At 44.7% G+C, this 25,882-nt stretch carries 21 protein-coding genes; 6 read left to right on the forward strand and 15 right to left on the reverse strand.

The genetic code is table 11. From position 1 onward, the window contains the following. Positions 1-72: 72 nt before the first annotated feature. Positions 73-669, reverse strand: a complete 597-nt coding sequence (locus AC3CH3_RS11015; RefSeq protein WP_488537155.1) for a VOC family protein — start codon at positions 667-669, stop codon at positions 73-75. A 347-nt stretch (positions 670-1,016) separates the two neighbouring features. On the opposite strand from AC3CH3_RS11015, the gene argS reads away from it, so the two are divergent. The 3 genes from argS to AC3CH3_RS11030 all read left to right on the forward strand — a co-directional run bounded on the left by argS (position 1,017) and on the right by AC3CH3_RS11030 (position 3,952). Next, entirely contained in the window at positions 1,017-2,750 is a 1,734-nt protein-coding gene (gene argS / locus AC3CH3_RS11020) for an arginine--tRNA ligase (protein WP_048664632.1), read from the forward strand. A gap of 106 nt (positions 2,751-2,856) precedes the next feature. Further along, positions 2,857-3,285: an HIT domain-containing protein gene (locus AC3CH3_RS11025; RefSeq protein WP_048664634.1), complete on the forward strand. Its 429-nt coding sequence runs from the start codon at positions 2,857-2,859 to the stop codon at positions 3,283-3,285. A gap of 139 nt (positions 3,286-3,424) precedes the next feature. After that, positions 3,425-3,952: a YqhA family protein gene (locus AC3CH3_RS11030; protein WP_048660844.1), complete on the forward strand. Its 528-nt coding sequence runs from the start codon at positions 3,425-3,427 to the stop codon at positions 3,950-3,952. A 66-nt stretch (positions 3,953-4,018) separates the two neighbouring features. Here AC3CH3_RS11030 and AC3CH3_RS11035 read toward each other — a convergent pair whose 3' ends face one another. The 5 genes from AC3CH3_RS11035 to znuA all read right to left on the reverse strand — a co-directional run bounded on the left by AC3CH3_RS11035 (position 4,019) and on the right by znuA (position 11,894). Further along, on the reverse strand, positions 4,019-4,249 hold the full coding sequence (locus AC3CH3_RS11035) for a FeoC-like transcriptional regulator (RefSeq protein ID WP_488537156.1): 231 nt from the start codon (positions 4,247-4,249) through the stop codon (positions 4,019-4,021). Then, entirely contained in the window at positions 4,246-6,519 is a 2,274-nt protein-coding gene (gene feoB / locus AC3CH3_RS11040; protein ID WP_488537157.1) for a Fe(2+) transporter permease subunit FeoB, read from the reverse strand. The genes AC3CH3_RS11035 and feoB overlap by 4 nt, the downstream gene beginning before the upstream one ends. Further along, entirely contained in the window at positions 6,520-6,741 is a 222-nt protein-coding gene (locus AC3CH3_RS11045) for a FeoA family protein (RefSeq protein WP_004734203.1), read from the reverse strand. Between the two features lie 636 nt (positions 6,742-7,377). Continuing rightward, entirely contained in the window at positions 7,378-10,740 is a 3,363-nt protein-coding gene (locus tag AC3CH3_RS11050; protein ID WP_488538175.1) for a helix-turn-helix domain-containing protein, read from the reverse strand. A gap of 269 nt (positions 10,741-11,009) precedes the next feature. Next, the gene (znuA, locus tag AC3CH3_RS11055; protein ID WP_048617863.1) at positions 11,010-11,894 is read right to left on the reverse strand and encodes a zinc ABC transporter substrate-binding protein ZnuA; all 885 of its coding nucleotides are present in this window, start codon (positions 11,892-11,894) and stop codon (positions 11,010-11,012) included. Positions 11,895-11,977: 83 nt separating this feature from the next. Here znuA and znuC point away from each other — a divergent pair, with 83 nt between their 5' ends. Together znuC and znuB are read left to right on the forward strand one after the other, a co-directional pair. After that, a complete protein-coding gene (gene znuC, locus AC3CH3_RS11060) occupies positions 11,978-12,760 on the forward strand; it encodes a zinc ABC transporter ATP-binding protein ZnuC (protein WP_010436800.1) in 783 nt (260 codons plus the stop codon). After that, positions 12,760-13,545, forward strand: a complete 786-nt coding sequence (gene znuB / locus AC3CH3_RS11065) for a zinc ABC transporter permease subunit ZnuB (protein WP_019820476.1) — start codon at positions 12,760-12,762, stop codon at positions 13,543-13,545. The genes znuC and znuB overlap by 1 nt, the downstream gene beginning before the upstream one ends. A gap of 113 nt (positions 13,546-13,658) precedes the next feature. Here the strand turns inward: znuB and sucD are convergent, their stop codons facing one another. From sucD to sdhC, 8 genes are all read right to left on the reverse strand, one after another. After that, entirely contained in the window at positions 13,659-14,531 is an 873-nt protein-coding gene (gene sucD / locus AC3CH3_RS11070; protein ID WP_004734209.1) for a succinate--CoA ligase subunit alpha, read from the reverse strand. Further along, positions 14,531-15,697 carry an ADP-forming succinate--CoA ligase subunit beta gene (gene sucC, locus AC3CH3_RS11075; protein WP_010436793.1) on the reverse strand — a complete coding sequence of 389 codons (1,167 nt, stop codon included), beginning with the start codon at positions 15,695-15,697 and terminating at the stop codon, positions 14,531-14,533. Before sucC ends, sucD begins: the two co-directional genes overlap by 1 nt. Before the next feature lie 206 nt (positions 15,698-15,903). Beyond that, a complete protein-coding gene (odhB, locus tag AC3CH3_RS11080; RefSeq protein ID WP_488537158.1) occupies positions 15,904-17,112 on the reverse strand; it encodes a 2-oxoglutarate dehydrogenase complex dihydrolipoyllysine-residue succinyltransferase in 1,209 nt (402 codons plus the stop codon). 21 nt (positions 17,113-17,133) lie between these two features. Further along, complete coding sequence (gene sucA / locus AC3CH3_RS11085; RefSeq protein WP_488537159.1) at positions 17,134-19,950, reverse strand: 2-oxoglutarate dehydrogenase E1 component; 2,817 nt, start codon at positions 19,948-19,950, stop codon at positions 17,134-17,136. A gap of 97 nt (positions 19,951-20,047) precedes the next feature. Further along, positions 20,048-20,761 (reverse strand): succinate dehydrogenase iron-sulfur subunit, encoded by a 714-nt coding sequence (locus tag AC3CH3_RS11090; protein ID WP_010436773.1) that lies wholly within the window; start codon positions 20,759-20,761, stop codon positions 20,048-20,050. 12 nt (positions 20,762-20,773) lie between these two features. Continuing rightward, positions 20,774-22,540 (reverse strand): succinate dehydrogenase flavoprotein subunit, encoded by a 1,767-nt coding sequence (gene sdhA / locus AC3CH3_RS11095; protein ID WP_048606450.1) that lies wholly within the window; start codon positions 22,538-22,540, stop codon positions 20,774-20,776. Then, positions 22,541-22,888 (reverse strand): succinate dehydrogenase, hydrophobic membrane anchor protein, encoded by a 348-nt coding sequence (sdhD, locus tag AC3CH3_RS11100; protein WP_010436768.1) that lies wholly within the window; start codon positions 22,886-22,888, stop codon positions 22,541-22,543. Then, a complete protein-coding gene (gene sdhC, locus AC3CH3_RS11105; protein WP_019820486.1) occupies positions 22,882-23,274 on the reverse strand; it encodes a succinate dehydrogenase cytochrome b556 subunit in 393 nt (130 codons plus the stop codon). Before sdhC ends, sdhD begins: the two co-directional genes overlap by 7 nt. Positions 23,275-23,690: 416 nt before the next feature. On the opposite strand from sdhC, the gene AC3CH3_RS11110 reads away from it, so the two are divergent. Next, complete coding sequence (locus tag AC3CH3_RS11110) at positions 23,691-24,980, forward strand: citrate synthase (protein WP_488537160.1); 1,290 nt, start codon at positions 23,691-23,693, stop codon at positions 24,978-24,980. Between the two features lie 136 nt (positions 24,981-25,116). On the opposite strand, the gene AC3CH3_RS11115 is transcribed toward AC3CH3_RS11110, so the two are convergent. Continuing rightward, positions 25,117-25,875 carry a Nif3-like dinuclear metal center hexameric protein gene (locus tag AC3CH3_RS11115; RefSeq protein ID WP_488537161.1) on the reverse strand — a complete coding sequence of 253 codons (759 nt, stop codon included), beginning with the start codon at positions 25,873-25,875 and terminating at the stop codon, positions 25,117-25,119. Positions 25,876-25,882 lie beyond the last annotated feature (7 nt).

Consider the following 25,882-nt stretch of genomic DNA (forward strand, 5'->3'; position numbering starts at 1 on the left):
TCCACTCCTATCCGTCATTCCGACGAGCCTAGGCGAGTTCAGGAATCTTTTTCTAGCAACTCTCTACTCAAATTAAGCCTGTTCAGATTCAACAATACGCTTAAGTGAGTGTGGGTGCAGCTTGATGCAAATCCCTTGATGTTTAAAAGCCACTGTTGGGTTATTCAAGCGTTCCCCCTCGCCTTTCGGACTAGAGAGTTTGATCTTAATACCTTGCTCAGCCAGCGTTTCAAAGTTAGCAGCGAATTGCGGGTAAGTACCTTTCAGATCCGCTAGATACTCATCAGCCGTTTGGGCATGAGACGGAATCACAAACTCTACATGTTCCCAATCTTGGCTTGGGTAAATCTTACCTTCTGCTGGATATGGCAACTCCAAGCATTCAATTTTCCAGCCAAGGCTTTGCAAGGGTTCATCGAAAGCCAACACCACAATTGGACGACCATTGATCATCGCCTCTGAAATGGTAGAGCCGTAATCAGACCATGCTTGATGCGCAGATTTGGCTAACTCAGTGTCATTGACTCGCAGCGCAATATGATCCGCTTGAGCAAAGCTTAAATCCAAACCTAATGTATTTCCTAGGTTCTCGACTTTTGCCATAAAGGTATCAAGGCGGGCGATCATTTGTTGTGGTTCTAGTTCAGCTTGCTTCAGGCTCATCATCATTGTCTGCGTTCTCCAAATAATGGCTGCATGTTATCAGTTTTGCCTTTTGCAACAAGCGTTGCTTTTACAAAAGATACTCAATAACTATGTTCTTTCCGATCCTTAAACATGCAAACGCGTCTTGGTAAAAGTCGATTGTCAAAAACCACTCAGGAAATGTTAATTTTCTATCAATTCGACCTATAAGAAACCCCACAAAATTGGTATGATTACCGCCATTTCTGTGAACTTAAACAGAGTCTGTTGCTGATTTTGGCATTAAATCGTTAACTAGAAGCATAATTAACCAGTTTAATGACCAAGAATTAACGGCCACTCTTATCATCCTTGAATTGAAGGAAACGCGTGTGAATATCCAAGCACTTATTAATGACAAAGTATCTCAGGCTCTAGAAGCCGCTGGCGCACCTGCAGGCTCTCCTGCTGCTGTTCGTCAATCTGCAAAACCACAGTTTGGTGACTACCAAGCAAACGGCGTTATGGGCGTTGCTAAACGACTAGGCACTAACCCACGAGAATTTGCTCAAAAAGTATTGGACGTTCTAAACCTAGACGGTATCGCGTCTAAAGTTGAAATCGCAGGTCCGGGTTTCCTAAACATCTTCCTAGATGAAGCTTTCCTAGCAAAACAAGCAGACGCAGCATTGGCTGACTCTCGCCTTGGTGTTGCAGTTGCTGAAACGCAAACTATTGTTGCGGATTACTCTGCACCAAACGTTGCTAAAGAAATGCACGTTGGTCACCTACGTTCAACGATCATCGGTGATGCGGTAGTTCGTACTCTTGAATTCCTAGGCCACAACGTTATCCGTGCTAACCACATCGGTGACTGGGGTACTCAATTTGGTATGCTTATCGCAAACCTTGAGCGCGTTCAGGCTGAGTCTGGCGAAGTTTCAATGGAGCTTGCTGACCTTGAAGGCTTCTACCGTGAATCTAAAAAGCTTTACGATGAAGACGAAGAGTTCGCAGTTAAAGCACGTGGCTACGTTGTTAAACTGCAAAGCGGCGACGAGTTCTGCGCAGAGATGTGGAAGAAGCTTGTTGACGTAACAATGATTCAAAACCAACGCAACTACGATCGCCTAAACGTGTCTCTAACACGCGATGACGTAATGGGCGAAAGCATGTACAACCACATGCTTCCAACTATCGTTGCTGACCTAAAAGAGCAAGGTCTTGCTAAAGAAGATGACGGCGCACAGGTTGTATTCCTAGAAGAATACAAAAACAAAGATGGCGACCCAATGGGCGTTATCATTCAGAAACGTGACGGCGGCTTCCTTTACACAACCACTGATATCGCTTGTGCAAAATACCGTTTTGAAGAACTAGGCGCAGACCGCGTTCTTTACTTCATCGACTCACGTCAACACCAGCACCTAATGCAAGCTTGGACTATCGTTCGCAAAGCAGGTTACATCCCAGAATCTGTTTCTCTTGAACACCACGCATTCGGCATGATGCTAGGTAAAGACGGTAAGCCATTCAAGACTCGTGCAGGCGGTACGGTTCGCCTTGCTGATCTTCTTGATGAAGCAGAAGTTCGTGCAGCACAACTGATCGAATCTAAGAACCCAGAACTAGCAGAAGACGAGAAGAAAGTGATCGCTAACACGGTTGCTATGGCAGCGGTTAAGTACGCAGACCTTTCTAAGCACCGTACTACTGACTACGTGTTCGATTGGGACAACATGCTTGCGTTCGAAGGTAACACAGCACCGTACATGCAATACGCATACACTCGTGTTGCTTCAATCTTTGCTAAAGCTGGCATTTCTATGGACTCTCTTGAAGGTGAAATTAAAATCACTGAAGAGAAAGAGAAAGCACTTATCGCGAAACTTCTACAATTCGAAGAAGCGGTACAGTCTGTTGCTCGTGAAGGTCAACCACACATCATGTGTAGCTACCTGTTCGAACTAGCGGGTCAATTCTCTAGCTTCTACGAAGCATGCCCTATCCTAGTTGCTGAAGACGAAACTGTTAAGCAGAGCCGTCTGAAGCTTGCTGCACTAACAGCGAAGACTATCAAGCAAGGTCTGTCGCTTCTAGGTATCGATACTCTAGAGCGTATGTAATTCTCTTAGGGTTACAAAGAATAAATACAAAGGTTGATGTGAGAGCATCAACCTTTTGTTTTATCTAACGTATACTGAATTCAAGAAATCGAAATGGATAACAATAATGAGCTTTGAACTTCACCCACAGTTAGCGAAAGACACCACGCTTATCGGCGAGTTTCCTCTGAGCCTAGCACTACTAAGCAAAGATAACGCAGTGCCTTGGGTTATCTTGGTACCAAAACGTGCCAACCTGAAAGAGCTGCACCACCTACCAATGAAAGAGCAACAGCAATTCTTACATGAATCTCAAGCGGTAAGCCAAGCACTAGAAGCAACGTTCCAACCGGATAAGCTCAACCTAGGCGCGCTGGGTAACATGGTGCCACAACTGCACATTCACCATATTGCGCGTTTCAAAGATGACATTGCTTGGCCTGGTCCAGTATGGGGCAACACCAAAGGTGAACAACGCAGTGAAGAAGAGCAAGCTGCTATCCTGACTCGTATTCAGAACGTTCTGTCACTAAGCTCTATCTTTAAGAAAGCTTAACCTTCTGGCACAGGTGATGCCTCCTAGCTAGGTATCACCATTATTACCACTGCGTAATAATAATTCACAAAAACACCCAATTATCACAACATAGACTCCCACGAATACTCTCTTGCACACAACATAGGGAGAGAGCATCATGAAACAAACCTTCAACTTATTTCGTCATATCAGCTGGATCGCCATCATCTGTTCTATGCTCGCTTCCCTACTCTTATTCTTTATGGGAGCAACCAAGACTTACTCTGCTTTTGCGATCTTCATGCTCAATCAGGTACCACCAGAATCGCTCGCGCATTTAGACACAACAGATATCGCGATCTCGTACTTGATTAAGTCTCTGGATACATTCTTGATTGCTTTTGTACTCTTCATCTTTTCTCACGGTGTGTTCACTTTATTCATCTCGGATAAAAGTAATACCACGAAAAGTGACCAGCAAATCAATAAAAGCAAAGTACTGAGTTGGATAAAAACACCCAACATTGGTCACCTGAAAAACATTTTGGCTGAAGTGATTATCATCATTCTCTTCGTGAAATTTTTGGAGCTTGTGCTCGTTAATTTCGACAGCATTGGATGGGACATTTTGGTTCTTCCAGTATCCATACTGTTACTGAGTATCGGCCTTAAAGTTCTTGGGTTAGGTGAGACCAAAGAGTCTTAAGTCTATAAACACAAACAAAAAAACCGCAGTTCATAGGCTGCGGTTTTTTATTAGATATTGACCAAACTACATCATCACATTCAGCGACAGGCCATCTTGTTTGCTGATGGTGTAGCGAACACGTGTTGTATGACCATGCTTGTTGGTGTCGACCAAGCGAGATACTTTCCCTTTCTTAAACCACACACTCAGCATCGCATCGACGCCATCTTCACTCATGCCAAACTTTGCAGCGAGTTCTTTACGAGCCGCAACACCTTGGCTATCAATGTATTGATGAAGTTCAGTTAAAATCATACGATTTGCACCTCTAGCGCTTTCTGCTTACTACCCACTTTCTTGAAGACGCGATACGTCACCACAAAACCACCAGCAATCGCCACCATCCATACTGCACTTGTCACAGGATGCACAGCAAAGTTTGCCGCTTGGTAGTAGAAAGTCGCACCAAAGTAACCAAGAGCCATCGTCCAAACCGCGATGAAGCGTGCAAACGTCTGACCAAATTCACGAACATAAGCACCCATCGCGGCCACACAAGGCGTGTAAAGCAGGATAAGAATCAAGTAAGCGAATGCCGCATGACCAGATACAAACTTGTCTTTCAAGTTACCAAAGATAGATGTATCGACTTCTTGGTCAGCTGCTACAGAATTAGAGTCAGACAAGTCGCCAACTTCAATACCTAATGGATCTGAGTAGCTCAATCCGGCTAGGTTTTCAGGGATCGTCATTACCGCTTCTTGCAGGCTTGCTGCTAAGTCAAACTCAGTTGCTTCTTCATCAGAAGGCGTTGTATATAGGCTATTTAATGTACCAACAACGGCTTCTTTAGCGAAAATACCTGTGATGATACCAACCGTTGCAGGCCAGTTCTCTTCAGTAATACCAATTGGTTGGAATACAGGTGTTACAACTTGAGCTGCTCTAGACAGTACTGAGTTTTCGCTATCTTCGTTACCAAAGCTACCGTCCATACCTAGAGAGTTTAGGAAGCTAAGAATAGCCACAACCATCACGATTGTTTTACCTGCACCAAGTACGAAACGCTTCAGCTTCTGCCAAGTTTTCAACATTACGTTTTGCACTGTCGGCAATTCGTAATCTGGCATTTCCATCACTAAGCTATCGCTGCTACCTGGGTAGATCGTGTTTTTCAGGAAAAGCCCCGTAAATACAGAAGCAACGATACCCATGATGTACAGAGCGAATACTACGTTTTGACCCGCGCCTGGGAAGAACGCCGCTGCGAACAGTGCGTATACCGGTAAACGAGCACCACATGACATAAACGGCGCCATTGATGCTGCCAATTTACGTTCGCGCTCTTGGTCAAGAGTACGAGTTGCCATGATTGAAGGCACGTTACAACCAAAGCCCAGTACAAGTGGGACAAATGCTTTACCCGGTAAACCAATCTTCTGCATCACTTTATCAAGTACGAATGCAGCACGAGCCATGTAGCCTGAACTTTCTAGTACCGCTAAGAATAGGTAAAGCGCTGCGATAACAGGAATAAAGGTCGCAACTGTTTGAATACCACCACCAATACCATCAGCAAGTACAGTAACTAACCAAACTGGTAAATGGCCATCTAATAAGTGGTGTCCACCATCAACTAATATTGCCCCAACACCAATGTCAAAGAAGTCGATAAACGCACTACCGATATTGATAGAGAACATGAACATTAGGTACATGATGACGAAGAAGAAAGGAATACCGACCCATTTGTTCAAAATGAATTGGTCTGCTTTCTCTGTAAAGTTACGGCTTAGTTTGCCTTCGCTGCGACGAACACGTTTACAAAGGTCATGTAAGAAAGTGTATTTAGCGTCAGCAACAGCAAGGTCAATATCGAAATCGGCACCAAGACGCACGCTATCAATTTGAGTGCGAGTTTGTGGAGCCAGTCCATTCAATACCAAGTAATCATTTTCTAAAGCACGAATCGCGAGCGCTCGGTGAGATACGTCAGCATCATCAAATTGTGACTCAACAGAAGGGATAAGAGCTTCTAACGCGGCATCGTAATCAATAGAGATAGGGTCAAGGCTCACACCTTGAACAAGCAGTTTATGCAGACGCTCTTTAAAGCGAACAACTTGACCTTTATCGTTTGCAGACAAGCTTAGAACTGGGCAACCTAGCTCTTTCTCTAGTGCTTTAAGGTTAATCACCTGACGTTCGCGCTTCAATACATCCATTTTGTTCAACACAACGATCATTGGGCGACCCAACTCACGTAGTTGTAATGTCATGTATAAGCTTCGTTCTAGACAGCTAGCGTCGACAACATTGATGATCACATCTGCTGGGTGAGTTAAAACAGCGCGAGACGCGATAGACTCATCGATGCTGTTCGCATCATTACCACTGTCTAGTGCGTAGATACCCGGTAAATCCGTTAGTTGAAACTGATCACCAGCGTGCGAGTATAAACCCGTCTTCTTTTCAACAGTGACACCAACCCAATTACCAACGTGCTGCTTAGCACCAGTCAGTGCGTTGAACAGTGTTGTTTTACCACTATTCGGGTTACCAACGGTAAGAACTTGATAATCCATTTAGATAACCTCGATTTGTTCTGCAATGCTTTCACGAATGGCGATAGAAACACCTCTCACTTCAACTTGAAGCGGATCACCCATAGGTGCACGGCGGATAAGCGTCACCTCGGTTTTTGGCAACATACCCATGACCATAAGTTTCTTCCTTACGTCTGGTGTTAAACCTGTTAGTGCAACAATAGAAGCCGCCTTTCCTTGCTCTAGTTGTGAGAGTTTCATAAGTACCCAATTCGTGACTGATAATGAGAAAGATTGCTATTAACGCTATGATACACATACATGCCCACAATTCTATTGTGTGAAATCAATGTTTTCGAAAATACATACTCGTAAATTTCGTTAAAAACGTTTACGTCAAAAACGTTACTTTCAACAACTAGCGAGAACCACCTCACTAGTACAAATCCTCCCCACCAAAAACAAGTTATTATTTATCAAACACTTAAGATAATGTCGGTTTTCTCATAGGCATCTGTCGTTAATTTTATAAGTAAAATAAGTGGCTGGACGTATAGTTACTCCATCGAAGAGAAACTACTTCTCTTTAATTTTATTCCAGAGGTGATATGGCTTTGCTATATCACTCCGGCAGCAAGCGAAGGTGTCATTGGCACCCGTGGTATAGTCCCCCCGGCTATGCCACGATATTTTTTTTCTTCCTCGTTATACCCCTAGCAAACTTACTGCAGCCCTAACCCTTTTTATCTCTATCTCTATCTCTATCTCTATCTCTATCTCTATCTCTATCTCTATCTCTATCTCTATCTCTATCTCATATGAGCGTAAAAAAGCCCCAACACGAATGTAGAGGCTAAAGTATCTTTATTTATGTTCTAGCTGAGTATCCGCTGCGCGCTACTCTTCGTTGTTTTCAGCAAACTTAGATGGTGACATACCAAAGTGGTGCTTAAACCTTTGACTGAAATAGGAAGGGTCATTGAACCCCGAATCAAACGCCACATCAGAGATCTTCTCTCCAGCGAGTAAGCGCTCACACGCATGCTCTAGACGTACTTCATTCAAATGCTCTTTGAAGGTCTTGTTGTAAGCCGATTTAAAGCGTCTCTGTAAGCTTCTCTCAGACATAAACAAATACTTAGCAGCAGTTGCAGTACTGAACTCGGCATCAGCGTAGTTTTCACTCACAAGCTGCGACACTCTGTTCTTCCACTCTTGTTCCGCTGTCAGTTTTTGCTGCTCTGGCATTGAAGCGGCAAGCTTAATGGTTTCAATCTGTTCAATTGTGCTGGCTTCAAGATTATCGAGCACTTGGTACTCAATTGGCCACGAAAGCTGAACCTTATTTTGAGACTCCGAAACAAAGGCATTAAGCTCGCCACCGCTCTGATTCACCAATAGCGGCAGCTTTTCGATGTTAAGGTCGGTCGACTTTCCGGTATAGTCACCCATGCTTGATGCCAGCTTAGGAAAAGGCATGCCATGATCTCGAATGGTTACAACAAGATGCTCCTTAACCTCTTCAACCAGAACCACCATACTCTGCGACTTAAAGTTTCTCTTGATGATACTCCCAACCAAGCTATTGAAGATAATATCGAGATTAAAATACAACAACGAGACATATCGTTGTTTTGTTTCGACTTTAATATCCAGTTCAATACCAGCTTTCGCTAAGTCGTCCTGCCAAGCTTTGAGTACCGCTTCTAAGATTAAAATTATATCGTAACAAACTTGCCCTTTCCCTTGAGGAGTATTGCTCAATTGGGCTAAGCCATTTTTCAAGGTTAGAATTGGCGACTTCCCGTGCTCGTCATTCCAATTCGGGATCATCGCAGCAATCTGATTCACTTCAGAAGAGAGGTCATTGGCAGTATGAGACACAAGCGCATTCTTAACGGATAGCTGCTTTTTAAGCTGTTGATTAGTCGCGAGCAATATCCGGCTTTGGTGCCTCAATTGATCCGTCTTCAATGCAACTTGCGCTTTTAAGTGCCTGTTGGCAAAAGTGACATAACGAGAACGCCAAAGGACCAAGATAGTCACAACGCCAATCAGTAACATCAGAGAGCTTGCTGCAGCCCAATTGGTCAGATACCAAGGCTCCGCAATCGAGAAGCTTTGATTGGTTGACACAAAGCGATAATGGGAGTCCTTGACCGGCTTCACTTCAAGTGTGTAATCCCCAGGAAGAAGATGGTCGAGCGTTAACAAGCCCCCTTCAAACTCACTCCATGGTTCATCGTCGCTCAGTCGATATTCCATCGCTGGTGCGAACGTTGCTGGCAAGATACCTAGCTTAAACCCCATCGATGAGCCATAAGGAATCTCATCCAGTTCAGCCGTTTTCCCGCCAAGTGACACCGTTTGTTGGTCGACACTTATCTTACTCAACAAGGCACGGCTATGAGGTGTGGTTGATACCAGTAACTCGTTAGACAACGCGCTGACTACGCCATACTTTGAGCCGAAAACAAGCCTCGAAGGTTGGCTATCTTCACTGTAAAACAGAGCACACGCTCCTGCCGCCAATTCATTGGTGATCAAACCAAATGGCGAACCGATGTGTTTATGCAGCTGCCCATCCAACCCGTAATAACTGATGCCTTTCGAAGAGCCTAACCAAACACCATTGTCATCGCTGATCAGGCAGTTAGGTCTAATATTGTCTTCAACAAGAGTGATTTCTTGAATAATAGAGCTGTCATCCGGGATTCGATACACGCCATAACTGCTAGCAAACCACTGCGCTCCATCCTTCGCTTTTTCAATATCGACGACTTTGCCAAACCGTTCGCTTGAACGACTAAAGCTAATTCGTTTATCAATGAACGAGTAGAAACCATGGTCTGTTCCTATATAGATACGACCTAGCAAGCCTACATTGAGAGCGGTGATCTTTGCAGGCAAGAACTTGTCGACTAACCAGTCAGTACCATAACTCGTCAGTTTCATGGTTTCGATAGATAACGAATAGAGGTTTTGCCCAGAGGTCATCCAAAGAACGTTATCAGCCTGAAGCGCAAGGTTTTCAACACGCACTCCCTCAATTGGCCTTGGTAAATCAAGGGCTTCGGGTTGTAGCGTTTCCGTATTTAGACTGATGATGCCTTGTTCAGTCGCTAACCAAATGAAAGAGCCAAAGAGCTCAAAATCATTAACGGGATTAGAGTAAACACGAATTGGGTTCTCTTCACTTTCAGAGTCAACCAAGTAGAGTCCCATTGAGGACGCGACCCAAGATAACTGGTCACTAACAGGCAGTACTTTATTGATCACTACACTACTCGAATGCATGCCCATTCCAGTTAGGGGGGTTCTCGAGAAGGTTTTGCTGAACAGTGAGAAGTATCGGATACCGTTGTTTGTCGCAACCCACATGCCACCAGCATGATCGTTTATCAACGAATATATTTTCTCACCCGGTAACGAGAAGTCTTGATTAGCGGCTTGTTCGAATCGAGTAATTTGTCCCGTAATAAAGTTGTAGCTAATAAGGCCGTGCTCTGTACCAATCCAATACTGGTCCGAAGTTTCGGCCAACGAAAGAACATGCGACCCTTTAACGATGGTCTCTTTATCTGGGTTCGCGAGATCTACAATCACAGCACCATTTAAAGTACCGATCACTAACTCTCGTCGAGCATTCGAAAAATAAACCGTCTCAATATGATTTTTGTCGGATGCGGTGACATGGGTAAACTCTTGATTCTCAGAAAGGTAAACGCCAGAACTGGTCGCTAGCACCCACTTTGATAACACCCACTCAGCGTCGTTAATCGCAATGTCACTGCTGTTATTGTATCGGTACAATTTGAGCAGAGAGTAGGTGTTGAATTCTAAAGATTGAGTGTTGTAGGTATAGAAATTACTGCCGTCAGTAACCCAAATATAATCGCCTGATGCACCGATATTGGTTATTTCAGCACCGGGACTTAGGCTAAACGCCAATTCGTTGCCAATTCCAGGGGTATGTCGATACACCTCGTTATCGAAAAATGTCCAAAACTCATCGTTCAGAAAAGCGACTCTTTCCGAAGAAAATTGCAGTAAGCTACCCTTGCGAGGGAATAGAGTTCGACCATCGTAAAAGAGTACTTTTCCATGCACATCATGAACCCAGAGCCCGCCTCCGGCACCTAAATACAAGTTTTTAGCCGCAAGGAAATTCCCTTGCGCTTGAACGGGCAAAGGATAGAAAACGGAGGGTGATGTATTTACCGCTAGAACGCTAAATGAAATGCTCATTAAGATGAACATTTTGAAGATAATTCGATACAACTCTTAATCCTGAACAGCAACAACGCATGAAATTTTTGGCACCACAACGTCTTATCGTTGCTTAACCAAAAACTGAGTTTTTTTGTGATTATTATTATCTTTCTATTTTAGCGGAAATTAGAAAAGGAGAAAGGAGGTTTGCTATTTGTTGGGAGGTTTTATCTTAGCGGTCACGAAAATGCCGCAAAAAGCGGCATGATTCATAAATTAACGAGAGCAAAGTAGAGTAAAGAATACTCCTTTATGACTTACTTCCCACTTAAGCAGCTTGTGTAGCTATCTGTAAGTTGCTGAAGAAAATCGAAATAACTTCCACTCTTCACTTCAACCGTTGAACCGATAGGATCAAGCTGACCTTGCTTAGCGTTACTTCCGCGAGTCACTGATTCAATTACAGCGGGAGTAAATTGAGGCTCTGAGAATACACATTGAACATTGTCGCGTACTAGCGTTTTCTTAATAGCGATCAGGCTTTTTGCACCCGGTTTACGCTCTGGGCTCACCGTGAAGTGGCCTAAGTTATTCAGTTCAAACTCTTGCTCAAAGTAACCATACGCATCGTGGAATACGTAGTAACCTTTATCTTTCACTGGCGCAAGTTGTTCATGAATAGACTGCTGCTTTTCTTTCAAAGCAAGCAGGAAAGAATCTAGGTTTTCTTGATACGCCATTGCGTTATCAGGGTCAGATTCAATCAACTTTGCCGAGATATATTTTGCGGCTACTTCAACTTGATCGATACCTAACCAAAAATGCGGGTCATGGCTACCATGATTATGTCCTTCATGAGAATCGTGGTCATCATGTCCGAACTCTCGCAAGTTAATTCCTGGAATCTCACTGATCTTGATAACGTTTTCTTTTGAACCAATCACCTTAGTCAGAAAGGCTTCTAGGTCAGGACCAAACCAGATAACCATATCTGCACTGTGAACTTTTTTGACATCAGATGGCTTAAGCGCATAATCGTGCGGCGAAGCATTGCTGTTCATCAACACATCCGGTTCACTAACGCCCTGCGTTAATTCCGTCACAATCATTTGAATTGGTTTAAAACTTGTTAAAATAGTATTAGCACTTGCAACACTTGGCGCTAAAAGCAAAGTAGCAAGTATAAAAGATGAACGTGACATAATCCCTCGATAATAGAAAAGTAGCTTAGGCTTGAGGTAAATGTTACATTATAACATTAGCGAATTGCAAATGAGTTCTATTCATGGATAACTTAATCCAACTAGATTCTGTGAGCGTCGAATTTGACGGTCGAAAAGTTTTAGACAACATATCTCTAAATTTAGAGCGTGGCAGAATCACTACCCTAATTGGGCCAAATGGCGCGGGGAAATCAACCTTAGTTAAGGTACTACTTGGGCTCCAGAACAAATATTCCGGAAAGATCACCAAATCAAAAAAACTAAAAATTGGTTACGTTCCTCAAAAGCTAAAGCTGAACGACTCTCTGCCTCTCAATGTAGAGCGTTTTCTTAAGCTCACCGGAAAATTCAGTAAACAAGAGATCCTAGAGTCTTTGATGCTAGTGGGCGCTGAACACCTGATGAAAAGTAACATGCATCAACTGTCTGGTGGCGAAAACCAACGTGTGCTGATCGCTCGCTCTCTTTTGAAAAGACCCGATCTGCTCGTTCTTGATGAACCCGCACAAGGTGTTGATGTACAAGGCCAAATCGATCTTTACGATCTGATAGATTCCATCCGTCACCGCTTTGGTTGTGCTGTGTTTATGGTTTCACATGACTTGCATTTAGTGATGGCAAAAACAGACGATGTGATCTGTCTACATCACCACATCTGTTGCTCTGGTGCACCAGCTGATATCAAGCACCACCCTTCTTATATCGCGCTATTCGGTACCGCGGTTCAAGAGAGTTTGGCTTTCTACCACCACCAACATGACCACCATCACCATGACTTGGCCGGCCAGCCAGTTTCTGGAGATGTGCACGACTGCTCCAACCATAAACACGGACATCACCACTAATGCTTGAGTTTCTTCTACCTTCTATTCTTGCAGGCTTAGGCATTGCTCTTATTGCAGGCCCACTAGGTTCATTCGTGGTGTGGCGCAAGATGGCTTACTTTGGTGATACCCTTGCTCACGCTTCTTTGATGGGCTTAGCACTTGGCTTTCTGTTCAACATTAACTTGTATTTCGCGCTGCTGATTTGTTGTTTGATGCTGGCCGTGTTGCTAGTGACTTTACAAAAACAAAAGCTGGTCGCGACCGATACCCTACTCGGTATTTTGGCGCACAGCGCGCTCTCTTTAGGCCTTGTAGCGGTAAGCTTCTTAGACAACGTTCGTGTTGACCTAATGAGCTACCTGTTTGGTGACTTGCTTGCAGTATCTCCGACCGATTTAGTGTTCATCTATGCGGGTGCTGCAGTGATTGGTTTAGTGCTTGCTATCTTTTGGCGACCACTACTATCAACGACGGTTAACGAGGATCTCGCGGCGGTTGATGGCATCAACATTGATTTAATGCGTCTGATTTTGATGCTATTGGTTGGTATTGTGATTGCTGTCGGTATGAAATTTGTGGGTGCGTTAATCATGACATCGCTACTGATTATTCCTGCAGCAACGGCAAGGAAGTTCTCGAGCACACCTGAGCAGATGGCCTTCCTCGCATCGGTTATTGGCTCTATCGCAGTCTTCGGAGGGTTAAGCTTGTCTTGGTTCTATGATACGCCCGCTGGCCCGTCTGTTGTTATCAGTGCAGCTGCGATGTTTATGTTATCTCAAATGGTTAGAAGCCGAGCTTAGCACTTAGCAGTACGATCTCGTATCTCGAGAACATAAAAAAAGGCTTGGTCAGTGACCAAGCCTTTTTAATATCGTTCAGTTAACTTCTATCTCAATCGATAAAAGCCAGCTGGTTACCAACCCGTGATTTCACGTAGGCCTTTACCGATGTCAGCAAGAGACTTAACAGTCTTAACGCCTGCTGCTTCTAGTGCTGCGAATTTATCTTCAGCAGTACCTTTACCGCCAGAGATGATTGCGCCTGCGTGGCCCATACGTTTGCCCGGAGGAGCAGTAACACCAGCGATGTAAGATACAACTGGCTTAGTTACGTTTGCTTTGATGAACTCAGCCGCTTCTTCTTCCGCAGTACCACCGATTTCACCAATCATTACGATTGCTTCAGTTTCTGGGTCTTCTTGGAAAAGTTTTAGGATATCAATGAAGTTTGAACCTGGGATAGGGTCACCACCGATACCAACACATGTAGACTGACCAAAGCCTTCATCTGTTGTTTGCTTAACTGCTTCGTACGTCAGAGTACCGCTGCGAGATACGATACCTACTTTACCCTTCTTGTGGATATGACCAGGCATGATACCAATCTTACACTCGTCTGGAGTGATAAGACCTGGACAGTTAGGACCGATCATGCGAACGCCAGTTTCTTCTAGCTTCACTTTAACGTCGATCATATCTGTTGTAGGGATACCTTCAGTGATCGTTACGATCAGTTCGATACCTGCATCAATCGCTTCTAGGATTGCATCTTTACAGAAAGGAGCTGGTACGTAGATAACTGTTGCAGTTGCGCCAGTTACTTCTACTGCTTCACGTACTGTGTTGAATACTGGAAGGCCTAGGTGAGTTTGACCACCTTTACCAGGTGAAACACCACCAACCATTTGCGTACCGTATGCGATCGCTTGGTCTGAGTGGAATGTACCTTGACCGCCAGTGAAACCCTGACAGATTACTTTAGTGTCTTTGTTAATTAATACAGACATTATTTAGCCTCCGCAGCAGCAACAACTTTCTGAGCAGCATCTGTTAGAGATTCAGCTGCAATGATATCAACATCAGAATTAGCAAGTACTTCGCGACCTAGGTCTGCGTTTGTACCTTCTAGACGAACAACTACAGGAACTGTTACGCCGACTTCTTTAACTGCACCGATAATACCTTCAGCGATCATGTCACAACGAACGATGCCACCGAAAATGTTTACTAGTACTGCTTTAACATTGTCATCAGAAAGGATGATCTTGAATGCTTCAGCTACACGCTCTTTGGTCGCGCCGCCGCCTACATCAAGGAAGTTTGCTGGCTTGCCGCCGTGTAGGTTTACGATATCCATCGTACCCATAGCAAGGCCTGCACCGTTAACCATACAGCCAACATTGCCATCTAGTGCTACGTAGTTCAGTTCCCACTGTGCTGCGTGTGCTTCGCGCTCATCTTCTTGAGATGGATCGTGCATTTCACGAAGTTTTGGCTGACGGTACATTGCGTTTGAGTCAATGTTGATCTTGCCGTCAAGACAAAGCAGGTTGCCTTCGCCAGTAATTACAAGCGGGTTGATTTCAAGTAGAGCTAGGTCGTACTGAGAGAACATTTGGCCAAGACCCATGAAGATCTTAACGAACTGTTTGATTTGATCGCCAACTAGACCAAGTTTGAACGCCAATTCACGGCCTTGGTAAGCTTGAGGGCCCACTAGAGGATCGATCGCTGATTGGTGAATCAACTCTGGAGTTTCTTCAGCGATTTTCTCAATGTCCACACCGCCTTCAGTTGACGCCATGAATACAATTTTGCGCGTTGCACGGTCAACAACAGCACCTAGGTAAAGCTCGTTAGCAATGTTCGATGCTTCTTCAACTAGGATCTTTGTTACAGGCTGACCATTAGCGTCTGTTTGGTAAGTCACTAGGTTTTTACCTAGCCACTTTTGTGCAAACTCTTTAACGCCTTCTTTCGTGTCATGTAGCTCTACGCCGCCCGCTTTACCGCGACCACCAGCATGTACTTGACACTTAACGACTTTCTTGGCTGTACTGATACGACCTGCAGCTTCGAAAGCTTCTTGTGCAGTATCACATGCGAAACCTTCTGGTACAGGCAAACCGAATTCTGCAAACAGCTGTTTGGCTTGGTATTCATGCAAATTCATTTTGATATTCCGTTTATTTTCCCTTAAGGGATTATTATTTCCATAACGACACAGTTTCCTGTGTTACGTCTGTAGGGTCTTCTCAAATAAACTGCTGTCCATTTTCTAATGGCTTTACAGTTCAAGTGAAGGCCAGACGTTGAGCAGCCTAGCCTTTGAAACTTTTTACGTCTAGCTAACCGGGCTAACTAGACGTTTTAGCGATATTAAACGTCTAATAGCAGACGTGCAGGATCTTCTAGTAGCTCTTTGATAGTCACTAGGAAGCCAACTGATTCACGGCCATCGATTAGACGGTGGTCGTAAGAAAGCGCTAGGTACATCATAGGTAGAATCTCTACCTTGCCATCAACAGCCATTGGACGGTCTTGGATTTTGTGCATACCCAAAATTGCCGCTTGAGGCGGGTTAATGATTGGCGTAGACATTAGAGAACCAAATACACCACCGTTTGTGATAGTGAAGTTACCGCCCATCAGTTCATCAACCGTTAGCTTGCCGTCACGACCTTTGATTGCTAGCTCTTTGATGCCTTTTTCGATGTCAGCAAAACCTAGTGTGTCACAGTCTTTCAGTACTGGAGTTACTAGACCACGTGGCGTTGATACTGCCATGCTGATGTCAAAGTAGTTGTGGTAAACGATATCTGTACCGTCGATAGAAGCGTTCACTTCTGGGAAACGTTTTAGCGCTTCTGTTACTGCTTTCACGTAGAAAGACATGAAGCCAAGACGCGTGTCGTGACGCTTCTCGAATTGGTCTTTGTACTGCTTACGAAGGTCCATGATTGGCTTCATGTTCACTTCGTTGAAAGTAGTCAGCATTGCTGTGCTGTTCTTCGCTTCTAGAAGACGGTTTGCAACCGTCTTACGTAGGCGAGTCATAGGTACGCGTTTTTGGCTGCGGGCTGCTGCTGGCGCTTCTACTGCTGGTGCAGATGCTGCTGCCGGAGCCGCTTTCGCTGCTGCTAGGTGTGCGTCGATATCTTCACGAGTAATACGACCACCAACACCAGTGCCTTTAACGTCAGTTGGTTGTAGGTTGTGCTCTGCAAGCAAGCGACGAACAGCTGGGCTTAGTGCTTCGTTGCTTTCTTCTGTAAGTGCCGCTTTGTGGCGCTTATCAGGAGAAGCTTCGGCATCTTCCGTTGTATCTTTCGTTGGTTCACCAGCGACAGCACCTGGCTTGATTTTAGCCAGAAGCTGTTTAGAAAGTACCGTAGCACCCTCTTCTTCGATGATAGCTTCCAGAACACCCGCTTCAGGAGCCGGTACTTCTAGAACTACTTTATCTGTTTCGATATCTACAATGACTTCATCACGTGCAACCGCTTCGCCCGGTTTTTTGTGCCAAGTAGCAACTGTTGCATCAGCCACAGATTCAGGTAAATCTGGAACCAGAATTTCAATTGTCATGTGCGTATTTTCCTTTTACTTCTAGTTCTTAAGTAGGGTCAAAGCGTCGTCAACTAACGCTTTTTGTTGTTTCAAGTGTACCGACATATAGCCAACAGCTGGTGATGCTGATGCAGGACGACCTGCGTATTGAATATCAGCACCCACTGGGATAGCAGCTCGGAAATTATGTTGGCTACTGTACCAAGCACCTTGGTTTTGTGGCTCTTCTTGACACCAAATGTAATCGACTACATTTGTGTACTGTGCGATGGCAGCTCTCACGTCCTCGTAAGGGAACGGGTAAAGTTGCTCGATACGTACAATAGCGACATCGTCTTGCTCGTTCTTACGTCTTTGGTCAAGTAGGTCAAAGTAAACCTTACCTGAACAGAACACGACGCGTTTTACGTTCTCAGGAGCCAGATCATCAATTTCTGCGATAGCTGGTTGGAACGTGCCTTCTGCCAAATCTTCCAGAGAAGAAGTACACAGAGGATGACGAAGCAATGACTTAGGTGACATTACAATCAGAGGACGACGCATTGGTCGAACAACCTGACGACGAATCATGTGGTAAACCTGAGCCGGTGTTGAAGGAACAACAACCTGCATGTTTTGTTCAGCACATAACTGAAGGTAACGCTCAAGACGTGCAGAAGAGTGCTCTGGGCCTTGACCTTCATAACCGTGAGGAAGCAGCATAGTCAGACCACATAGACGTGCCCATTTTTGCTCACCTGACGAAATAAATTGGTCGATAACAACTTGTGCACCGTTTGCGAAGTCACCAAATTGTGCTTCCCAAAGGGTTAGACCGCTTGGCTCTGCTGTTGCGTAACCATACTCAAATGCCAGTACCGCTTCTTCAGACAATACCGAGTCAAACACTTGGAATGGCCCTTGTTTATCATGAATGTTCGCAAGAGGAACATACGTGCTTGCATCTGATTGATTATGCAGTACTGAGTGACGGTGGAAGAACGTACCACGACCTGAATCTTGGCCTGAGATACGAATACGCTTACCGTCATCAACAAGTGTTGCGTAAGCCAGAGTTTCAGCCATACCCCAATCGACTTGTTTCTCACCATTCACCATGGCAGTACGATCGTTGTACAGTTTATTTACTCGGCTTTGCAGCTTGTGGCTGTCTGGGTATTGGCAAAGTTTAGTACCAAGCTCTTTGAGGCGCTCGATATCAATTTTGTTATCCCACTCGATATTCCAATCGTGACCTAGGTAAGGAGACCAGTCCACAGAGTGAAGTGCCATTGGGCGCCACTCTTTTACCACAACTTCACCGTGATCAAGTGCATCACGATATTCATTAACTAGTTGAGTTGCTGTATCAATACCAAACTCACCGCGCTCCATTAGCACGTCAGCGTAAAGCTTACGTGGCGTTGGGTGCTTCTTAATTTTTTGGTACATCAAAGGCTGTGTTGCATTCGGCTCATCGGCTTCGTTGTGACCGTGGCGACGGTAACAAACCAAATCAATAACAACATCACGCTTAAACGTATTACGGTAATCCAATGCAAGACGCGCAACGAACGCAACCGCTTCTGGATCATCAGAGTTAACGTGGAAAATCGGAGCCTGAACCATCTTCGCGATATCGGTACAGTACATCGTAGAGCGTGTATCGCGAGGGTTAGATGTTGTAAAACCAACTTGGTTGTTTACAACGATACGAACCGTACCACCAACACAGAAACCACGCGCTTGAGACATGTTAAACGTCTCTTGTACGACACCCTGACCCGCGATAGCTGAGTCACCGTGGATAGTAATAGGAAGTACACGGCTACCATCATTATCACCAAGGCGATCTTGACGTGCACGTACTGAACCGATAACTACCGGGTTTACGATTTCTAAGTGAGATGGGTTAAATGCTAGTGCTAAGTGAACGTTGCCGCCTGGCGTTGCGAAGTCCGCAGAGAAACCTTGGTGGTATTTCACATCACCAGTACCCCACGTGTCATCGTGCTTGCCGGCAAACTCGTCAAACAGGTCTTGTGGCTTTTTACCAAGCACGTTGACCAACATGTTTAGACGACCACGGTGAGCCATACCAACAACAACTTCACGCATGCCTTGTCCGCCAGCATGACGAATAATTTCTTTCGTCATTGGGATAAGCGCATCACCACCTTCCAACGAGAAGCGTTTCGCGCCTGGGAATTTCGCACCAAGATAGCGCTCAAGACCTTCAGCTGCAGTTAGCTCTTCTAGGAAAGCTTGCTTTTCTTCTTTATTGAAAGAGGGTTGACCAGATACAGACTCTAAACGTTGTTGAATCCAACGCTTTTGCTCTGTATTTGTCATGTGCATGTATTCAGCACCAATAGAACCACAATAAGTCTGCTTTAGAGATTTGTATAAATCTTTAAGCACCATCGTCTCTTGGCCAATCGCGTAAGAGCCGACGTTAAACGTCTCATTGAGGTCATCTTCGGTAAGAGTGTGGAAAGAAGGGTCCAGTTCATCAACTGTCGCTCTTTTCCATAAACCTAGGGGGTCTAGATTTGCTGCTTGATGCCCTCGGAATCGATAGGCATTAATAAGTTGCAGAACCTTTACTTGTTTCGCATCGACATCTGGATCACTAACTTGGACACTGTAATGCTTTGTTTCTTGAGCGAGTCGACGGAAGTATTCACGAACACGAGAGTGTGGTTGTTCCACTGTCTCTGAAGCTTGCACAGGCAGTTCTTCAAAAACACTTCTCCATTCGTCACTTACCGAATCTGGGTCACTTAGATACAGTTCATAGAGTTCTTCTACGTACGTTGCATTGGCGCCAGCCAAGTGTGAAGACTCGAGCCATGCCTTCATCACGCCGTTGTGCATATTTTCCCTTAACCAGTAGTTTTCACGTTTGCTGCGGTCTATGCCGAGCTATTAAAAGGCCGCCCCAAAACTTCTAGGGCGGCAATTTTTATATAACTTAAACCGAACGATTCACTAGCATGGTCTTGATGTGACCAATCGCTTTCGTCGGATTTAATCCCTTAGGACAAACACTTACACAATTCATGATGCCATGGCAACGAAAAACGCTAAATGCATCATCAAGATCGGACAAACGTTCGTCTGTCGCCGTATCTCGGCTATCAATTAGCCAACGGTACGCTGCAAGCAGGCCTGCTGGTCCGATGAATTTGTCAGGGTTCCACCAAAATGATGGGCATGACGTTGTACAACATGCACACATGATACATTCGTACAATCCATCTAAATGAGCACGCTCATCAGGGCTTTGTAAGTTTTCACGAGCCGGTGGCACATTGCCATCAGACACTAAGAATGGCTTCACTTTTTCGTAGTTATCGTAGAACTGAGTCATGTCTACAATCAGGTCACGAACAACAGGTAAGCCAGGCAGTGGGCGAATCACAATCTTGTCTTGGCCCGAAAGCGCAGACAATGGCGTGATACACGCTAGGCCATTTTTACCGTTCATGTTCAAACCATCCGAGCCACATACACCTTCACGGCATGAGCGACGGAATGAGATTGTTGGATCTTGCTCTTTCAACAGAATAAGCGCATCCAAAAGCATCATGTCTGAACCTTCATCCACTTCTAGAGTGTATTCCTTCATATAAGGTTTCTGGTCGACATCTGGGTTGTAACGATATAAAGAGAAATTCAGTTTCATGGTCATATCTCCTTAGTACGTACGTGCTTTGGGTGGGAACGCTTCACGATGGATAGGTTCCATGTTTACACCACGCTTAGTCATGCTCTCTGACTCTGGGTTGTAAAGTGAGTGGCATAGCCATTGCTCATCATCACGGTCAGGGAAATCGAATCGAGCGTGTGCGCCACGGCTCTCTGTACGGAAGTTTGCAGCAACAGCGGTTGCGAATGCCGTTTCCATCAAGTTTTCAAGCTCTAGACACTCAATACGTTGCGTGTTGAACTCTGTAGACTTATCAGATAGGTGTGCATTCTTCAGACGCTCACGAATCGCTTTTAGCTCTTCTAGGCCTTCAGCCATTGCTTTGCCTTCACGGAATACCGAGAAGTTGTTCTGCATACATTGCTGAAGATCTTTACGGATTTGCGCTGGATCTTCGCCGTCTGTGCTGTTTTCCCAACGGTTGTAACGCTCTAGTGAACGTTCAATGTCAGCTTCAGTTGCAGGTTTCGCTTCGTCTTGCTTCTTCAGTGTCTCACCTAGGTGTAGACCTGTCGCACGACCAAATACCACTAAATCAAGCAGTGAGTTACCACCTAGACGGTTGGCACCATGTACTGATACTGATGCGATTTCACCACAAGCAAATAGACCTTGGATTTCAACATCGCTGCCGTCTTCGGTTTGCTTAATAGCTTGACCAGAAACTTGTGTTGGAACACCACCCATCATGTAGTGACATGTAGGGATTACTGGGATTGGCTCTTTCACTGGATCAACGTGAGCAAAGGTACGAGAAAGTTCACATACACCAGGAAGGCGAGATTCAAGCGTCTCTTTACCCAGGTGATCAAGCTTCAGCTTGATGTGTGGACCCCAAGGACCATCGCAACCGCGACCTTCACGAATTTCAACCATCATTGAACGAGCAACAACATCACGACCCGCTAAGTCTTTAGCGTTTGGTGCGTAACGTTCCATGAAGCGTTCACCGTCTTTATTAAGAAGGTAACCACCTTCACCACGACAACCTTCCGTTACCAATACACCTGCACCAGCGATACCCGTTGGGTGGAACTGCCACATTTCGATGTCTTGCATTGGAACGCCAGCACGAATCGCCATACCAACACCGTCACCAGTGTTAATGTGTGCATTGGTTGTTGATGCGTAGATACGACCAGCACCACCGGTAGCAAGGATTGTTGCCTTCGCTTTGAAGTAGCAAACCTCACCCGTTTCCATACAAAGCGCAGTAGTACCTAAGATTGCACCATCTTCGTTTTTAACAAGATCCAGTGCATACCACTCAGAGAAAACGGTCGTTTTGTGTTTAATGTTTTGTTGGTAAAGCGTGTGTAGCAGAGCGTGACCAGTACGGTCGGCTGCAGCTGCGGTACGAGCCGCTTGCTCACCACCAAAGTTTTTAGATTGACCACCGAAAGGACGCTGGTAAATAGTACCGTTCTCAAAACGAGAGAAAGGTAGGCCCATTTTTTCAAGTTCGATTACCGACTCAGGACCGTTTTTACACATGTATTCGATAGCGTCTTGGTCGCCGATGTAATCAGAACCTTTTACTGTGTCATACATATGTTGTTCCCAATGGTCTTCATGCGCGTTACCAAGAGCAACAGTGATGCCGCCTTGCGCTGAAACCGTATGAGAACGAGTAGGGAAAACTTTAGAAAGCAATGCACAAGAAAGGCCTTGCTCAGAAATTTGCAGTGCGGCACGCATACCTGCACCACCAGCGCCGATAACTACGGCATCAAACTCACGAACAGGAATAGTCACTTACGCACCCCACAAAATAAACAGACCAGAGAAGAAATATCCAAGAAGAACTGCAACAACACCGACTTGAAGACCAACACGCAGTTTTGCGCATTTGATGTAGTCAGTTAGTACTTGCCATAGGCCGATCCACGCGTGAACCAAAACAGAAGTAAGCGCTAACATGGTGAAGACTTTAGTGAAGGTTCCACCAAAGAATTGCGTCCAAGATGCGTAAGAGATATCACCAGAGAAAGCACAGAAGCTAACTAGGTAAATAGTGTAAAGCGTCATAATGATGGCAGTTGCACGAATCAGTAGATAATCATGAACACCATTACGACCAAAAGTAGAAACGTTGTTTACCATACTAAGATCCCCGCTAGTAGAGACAATACCGCTGTTGCTGCGAATGCAACCTTAGCGCTCTTAGCGCCAGATTCCAGCTCTTCAAAGTGACCTAAGTCCATAAGAAGGTGACGAATACCACCAGCAATGTGGTAAGCCAAAGCGGTTAAAATGCCCCACAGAATAAACTTCACGAAGAAACCATCGACAATGTCGCTAGCTTCCATAAAGCCTACTGGGGATGAGAGGGAAATGGATAGTAACCAAAGCAAAATTCCAATCGCGACAAAAGTTATCACCCCAGACACACGGTGTAGGATGGAAGCTATTGCTGTGATTGGAAAGTGGATGGTCTGTAAATCTAAATTAACAGGTCTTGTCTTTCTTTCTTTCACGGGCTTGCTCACTCAGCTCCATTGAGCATTATGGTCATTAAATAACCTTATGATATTGTTATGGACAAAATTTGATTGCTAACCTTCAAAATTTAACATTAACTTAACAAATAACCGAAGTTGAGCCTTAGATAATTGTAAAATAATTGTTAACTGCTCGATTAAGAAAGACACCTCACATTTCTTCTTAGCCTTGCATTTATAAGGTTTTAACCAAACTTTTCAGCGCCACTATACGGCTGGCAACATTCTAATACAATTGATGTAACAAATAATGCTACACAGACCAGATTTTTAACGAATTTAATGTAAAAAACACTAACAAGTGCACACAAAGCTGTAGAAAAATTGACTTTCCCACGTAAGACCAGTAAAAAAATGGCACATAAACATCCTGGACGGATTAATAATAAACAAAGGAGATTGTTATGGCGGATAAGAAAGCTACCCTTCACATTGAAGGTCAAGCGCCAATCGAGCTGCCGATTACAGAAGGTGTACTTGGTACTCCAGTGATCGATGTTCGTACACTAGGTTCTAATGGTTTTTTCACTTTTGACCCTGGTTTTCTTGCCACTGCATCTTGTGAGTCTCAAATCACTTTTATTGACGGTGGAAAAGGTATTCTTTTACATCGTGGTTATCCAATTGACCAACTTGCCAATAACGCTGATTACTTAGAGGTATGTTACATACTTCTTTACGGTGAAGCCCCATCTCGAGCTGAATACGAAAAGTTCAAGACTACCGTGACACGTCACACTATGGTGCATGAGCAGATTGCTAGTTTCTTCCACGGCTTCCGTCGTGATGCTCACCCTATGGCTGTAATGTGTGGTGTTGTAGGCGCTCTAGCAGCGTTCTACCACGACTCACTTGATATCAACAACGATACACACCGTGAAATTGCGGCTTACCGCCTGATTTCAAAAATGCCGACACTGGCAGCAATGTGTTACAAATATTCAATCGGTCAGCCGTTTATCTACCCACGTAACGACCTAGGCTACGCTGAAAACTTCTTACACATGATGTTTGCAAACCCATGTGAAGAGTACGAAGTGAACCCTATCGTTGCTCGTGCAATGGATAAAATCTTTACTCTACACGCTGATCACGAACAAAACGCTTCTACGTCTACAGTGCGTCTTGCTGGTTCATCTGGTGCTAACCCGTTTGCGTGTATCGCAGCAGGTATCGCGTCACTTTGGGGCCCAGCTCACGGTGGTGCAAACGAAGCATGTCTACGTATGCTTGAAGAGATCGGTAGCGTAGATAACATCGAAGAGTATGTTGCAAAAGCGAAAGACAAAGATGACCCATTCCGTTTGATGGGCTTCGGTCACCGCGTTTACAAGAACTACGATCCACGTGCAACAGTAATGCGTGAAGCGTGTCACGAAGTACTTAAAGAGCTAAACATTCAAGATCCACTACTAGACGTAGCAATGGAACTTGAGCGCATCGCTCTTTCTGACGAGTACTTTGTTTCTAAGAAGCTATACCCGAACGTAGATTTCTACTCAGGTATCATTCTGAAAGCGATCGGTATTCCTGTATCAATGTTCACAGTAATCTTCGCGATGTCTCGTACTATCGGTTGGATTGCACACTGGAACGAAATGCACAGCGATCCGACGAACCGTATCGGTCGTCCTCGTCAGTTGTATACTGGTGAAGAACAGCGTGATTTCCAAGCTCTACACGAGCGCGAATAGTAAAGTTTAAACTTTTCTAATCGATTGAAATCAAAAAGGGTTGATGTATTAACATCAACCCTTTTTTGTCTTCCAGTATTTCGTATCACTTCAATGAAGGTACAAATATCCAGAAAGTCATAACCTCTAAACGTGGTTACACTGGATTATCAATATCGATAAATTCTACATCTAAGTCATGCTCTTTCGCTAACCACTCACCTAATGCCTTCACACCATAACGTTCTGTTGCGTGGTGGCCTGCTGCAAAGTAATGAATATCTTGCTCACGTGCAGAGTACGTTGTGCGCTCTGAAATTTCACCAGAGATAAATGCATCAATACCTTGAGACGCAGCTAACTCAATGTAGTCTTGACCGCCACCGGTACACCAACCGACTGTCGTAATCATTTTGTCTTGGTTTTCTGGAGCAATATGCAGTGGTTTGCGATTCAGAACTTGATCGATTTTTGCTGCAAATTCAGTACCTGTCATTGGCGCTTTTAATTTGCCAAACATAGCAACCGATTGTGGATGCCCTTCCAAGCCGCCTTCGACTTCTATCTCAAGTAACTCTGCCAATTTTGCGTTGTTGCCAAGTTCAGGGTGGATATCAAGCGGTAAGTGATAACCGAAAAGGTTGATGTCATTTTTAATCAGGGTACGAATGCGCTTGCCCTTCATGCCACGAATCGCTTCTGACTCGCCTTTCCAGAAAAAACCATGATGGACTAACAAAGCGTCTGCGTTCAGTTCTACCGCTTTATCAATCAAGGCTTGAGAAGCTGTCACACCAGTAACGATTCGCTTCACTTCTGTTGCGCCTTCAACTTGAAGACCATTAGGACAATAATCTTTAATCTGCTGCGGCTGCAGTTTTTCGTTAAGTAGCTTTTCTAATTGTAAGTTATTCATTTTTCTT

The organism is Vibrio sp. QJM3NY_35, assembly GCF_057785915.1.

Coding starts and splice junctions, on each gene's coding strand:
- AC3CH3_RS11025 (WP_048664634.1), top strand. CDS start 2,857: ATGAGCTTTGAACTTCACCCACAGTTAGCGAAAGACACCACGCTTATC.
- AC3CH3_RS11110 (WP_488537160.1), top strand. CDS start 23,691: ATGGCGGATAAGAAAGCTACCCTTCACATTGAAGGTCAAGCGCCAATC.
- AC3CH3_RS11045 (WP_004734203.1), bottom strand. CDS start 6,741: ATGAAACTCTCACAACTAGAGCAAGGAAAGGCGGCTTCTATTGTTGCA.
- AC3CH3_RS11030 (WP_048660844.1), top strand. CDS start 3,425: ATGAAACAAACCTTCAACTTATTTCGTCATATCAGCTGGATCGCCATC.
- sucC (WP_010436793.1), bottom strand. CDS start 15,697: ATGAATTTGCATGAATACCAAGCCAAACAGCTGTTTGCAGAATTCGGT.
- znuC (WP_010436800.1), top strand. CDS start 11,978: ATGGATAACTTAATCCAACTAGATTCTGTGAGCGTCGAATTTGACGGT.
- znuB (WP_019820476.1), top strand. CDS start 12,760: ATGCTTGAGTTTCTTCTACCTTCTATTCTTGCAGGCTTAGGCATTGCT.
- sdhD (WP_010436768.1), bottom strand. CDS start 22,888: ATGGTAAACAACGTTTCTACTTTTGGTCGTAATGGTGTTCATGATTAT.
- feoB (WP_488537157.1), bottom strand. CDS start 6,519: ATGGATTATCAAGTTCTTACCGTTGGTAACCCGAATAGTGGTAAAACA.
- AC3CH3_RS11015 (WP_488537155.1), bottom strand. CDS start 669: ATGATGATGAGCCTGAAGCAAGCTGAACTAGAACCACAACAAATGATC.
- odhB (WP_488537158.1), bottom strand. CDS start 17,112: ATGACAATTGAAATTCTGGTTCCAGATTTACCTGAATCTGTGGCTGAT.
- AC3CH3_RS11090 (WP_010436773.1), bottom strand. CDS start 20,761: ATGAAACTGAATTTCTCTTTATATCGTTACAACCCAGATGTCGACCAG.
- AC3CH3_RS11115 (WP_488537161.1), bottom strand. CDS start 25,875: ATGAATAACTTACAATTAGAAAAGCTACTTAACGAAAAACTGCAGCCG.
- AC3CH3_RS11035 (WP_488537156.1), bottom strand. CDS start 4,249: ATGATTTTAACTGAACTTCATCAATACATTGATAGCCAAGGTGTTGCG.
- AC3CH3_RS11050 (WP_488538175.1), bottom strand. CDS start 10,740: ATGTTCATCTTAATGAGCATTTCATTTAGCGTTCTAGCGGTAAATACA.
- sucD (WP_004734209.1), bottom strand. CDS start 14,531: ATGTCTGTATTAATTAACAAAGACACTAAAGTAATCTGTCAGGGTTTC.
- sucA (WP_488537159.1), bottom strand. CDS start 19,950: ATGCACAACGGCGTGATGAAGGCATGGCTCGAGTCTTCACACTTGGCT.
- znuA (WP_048617863.1), bottom strand. CDS start 11,894: ATGTCACGTTCATCTTTTATACTTGCTACTTTGCTTTTAGCGCCAAGT.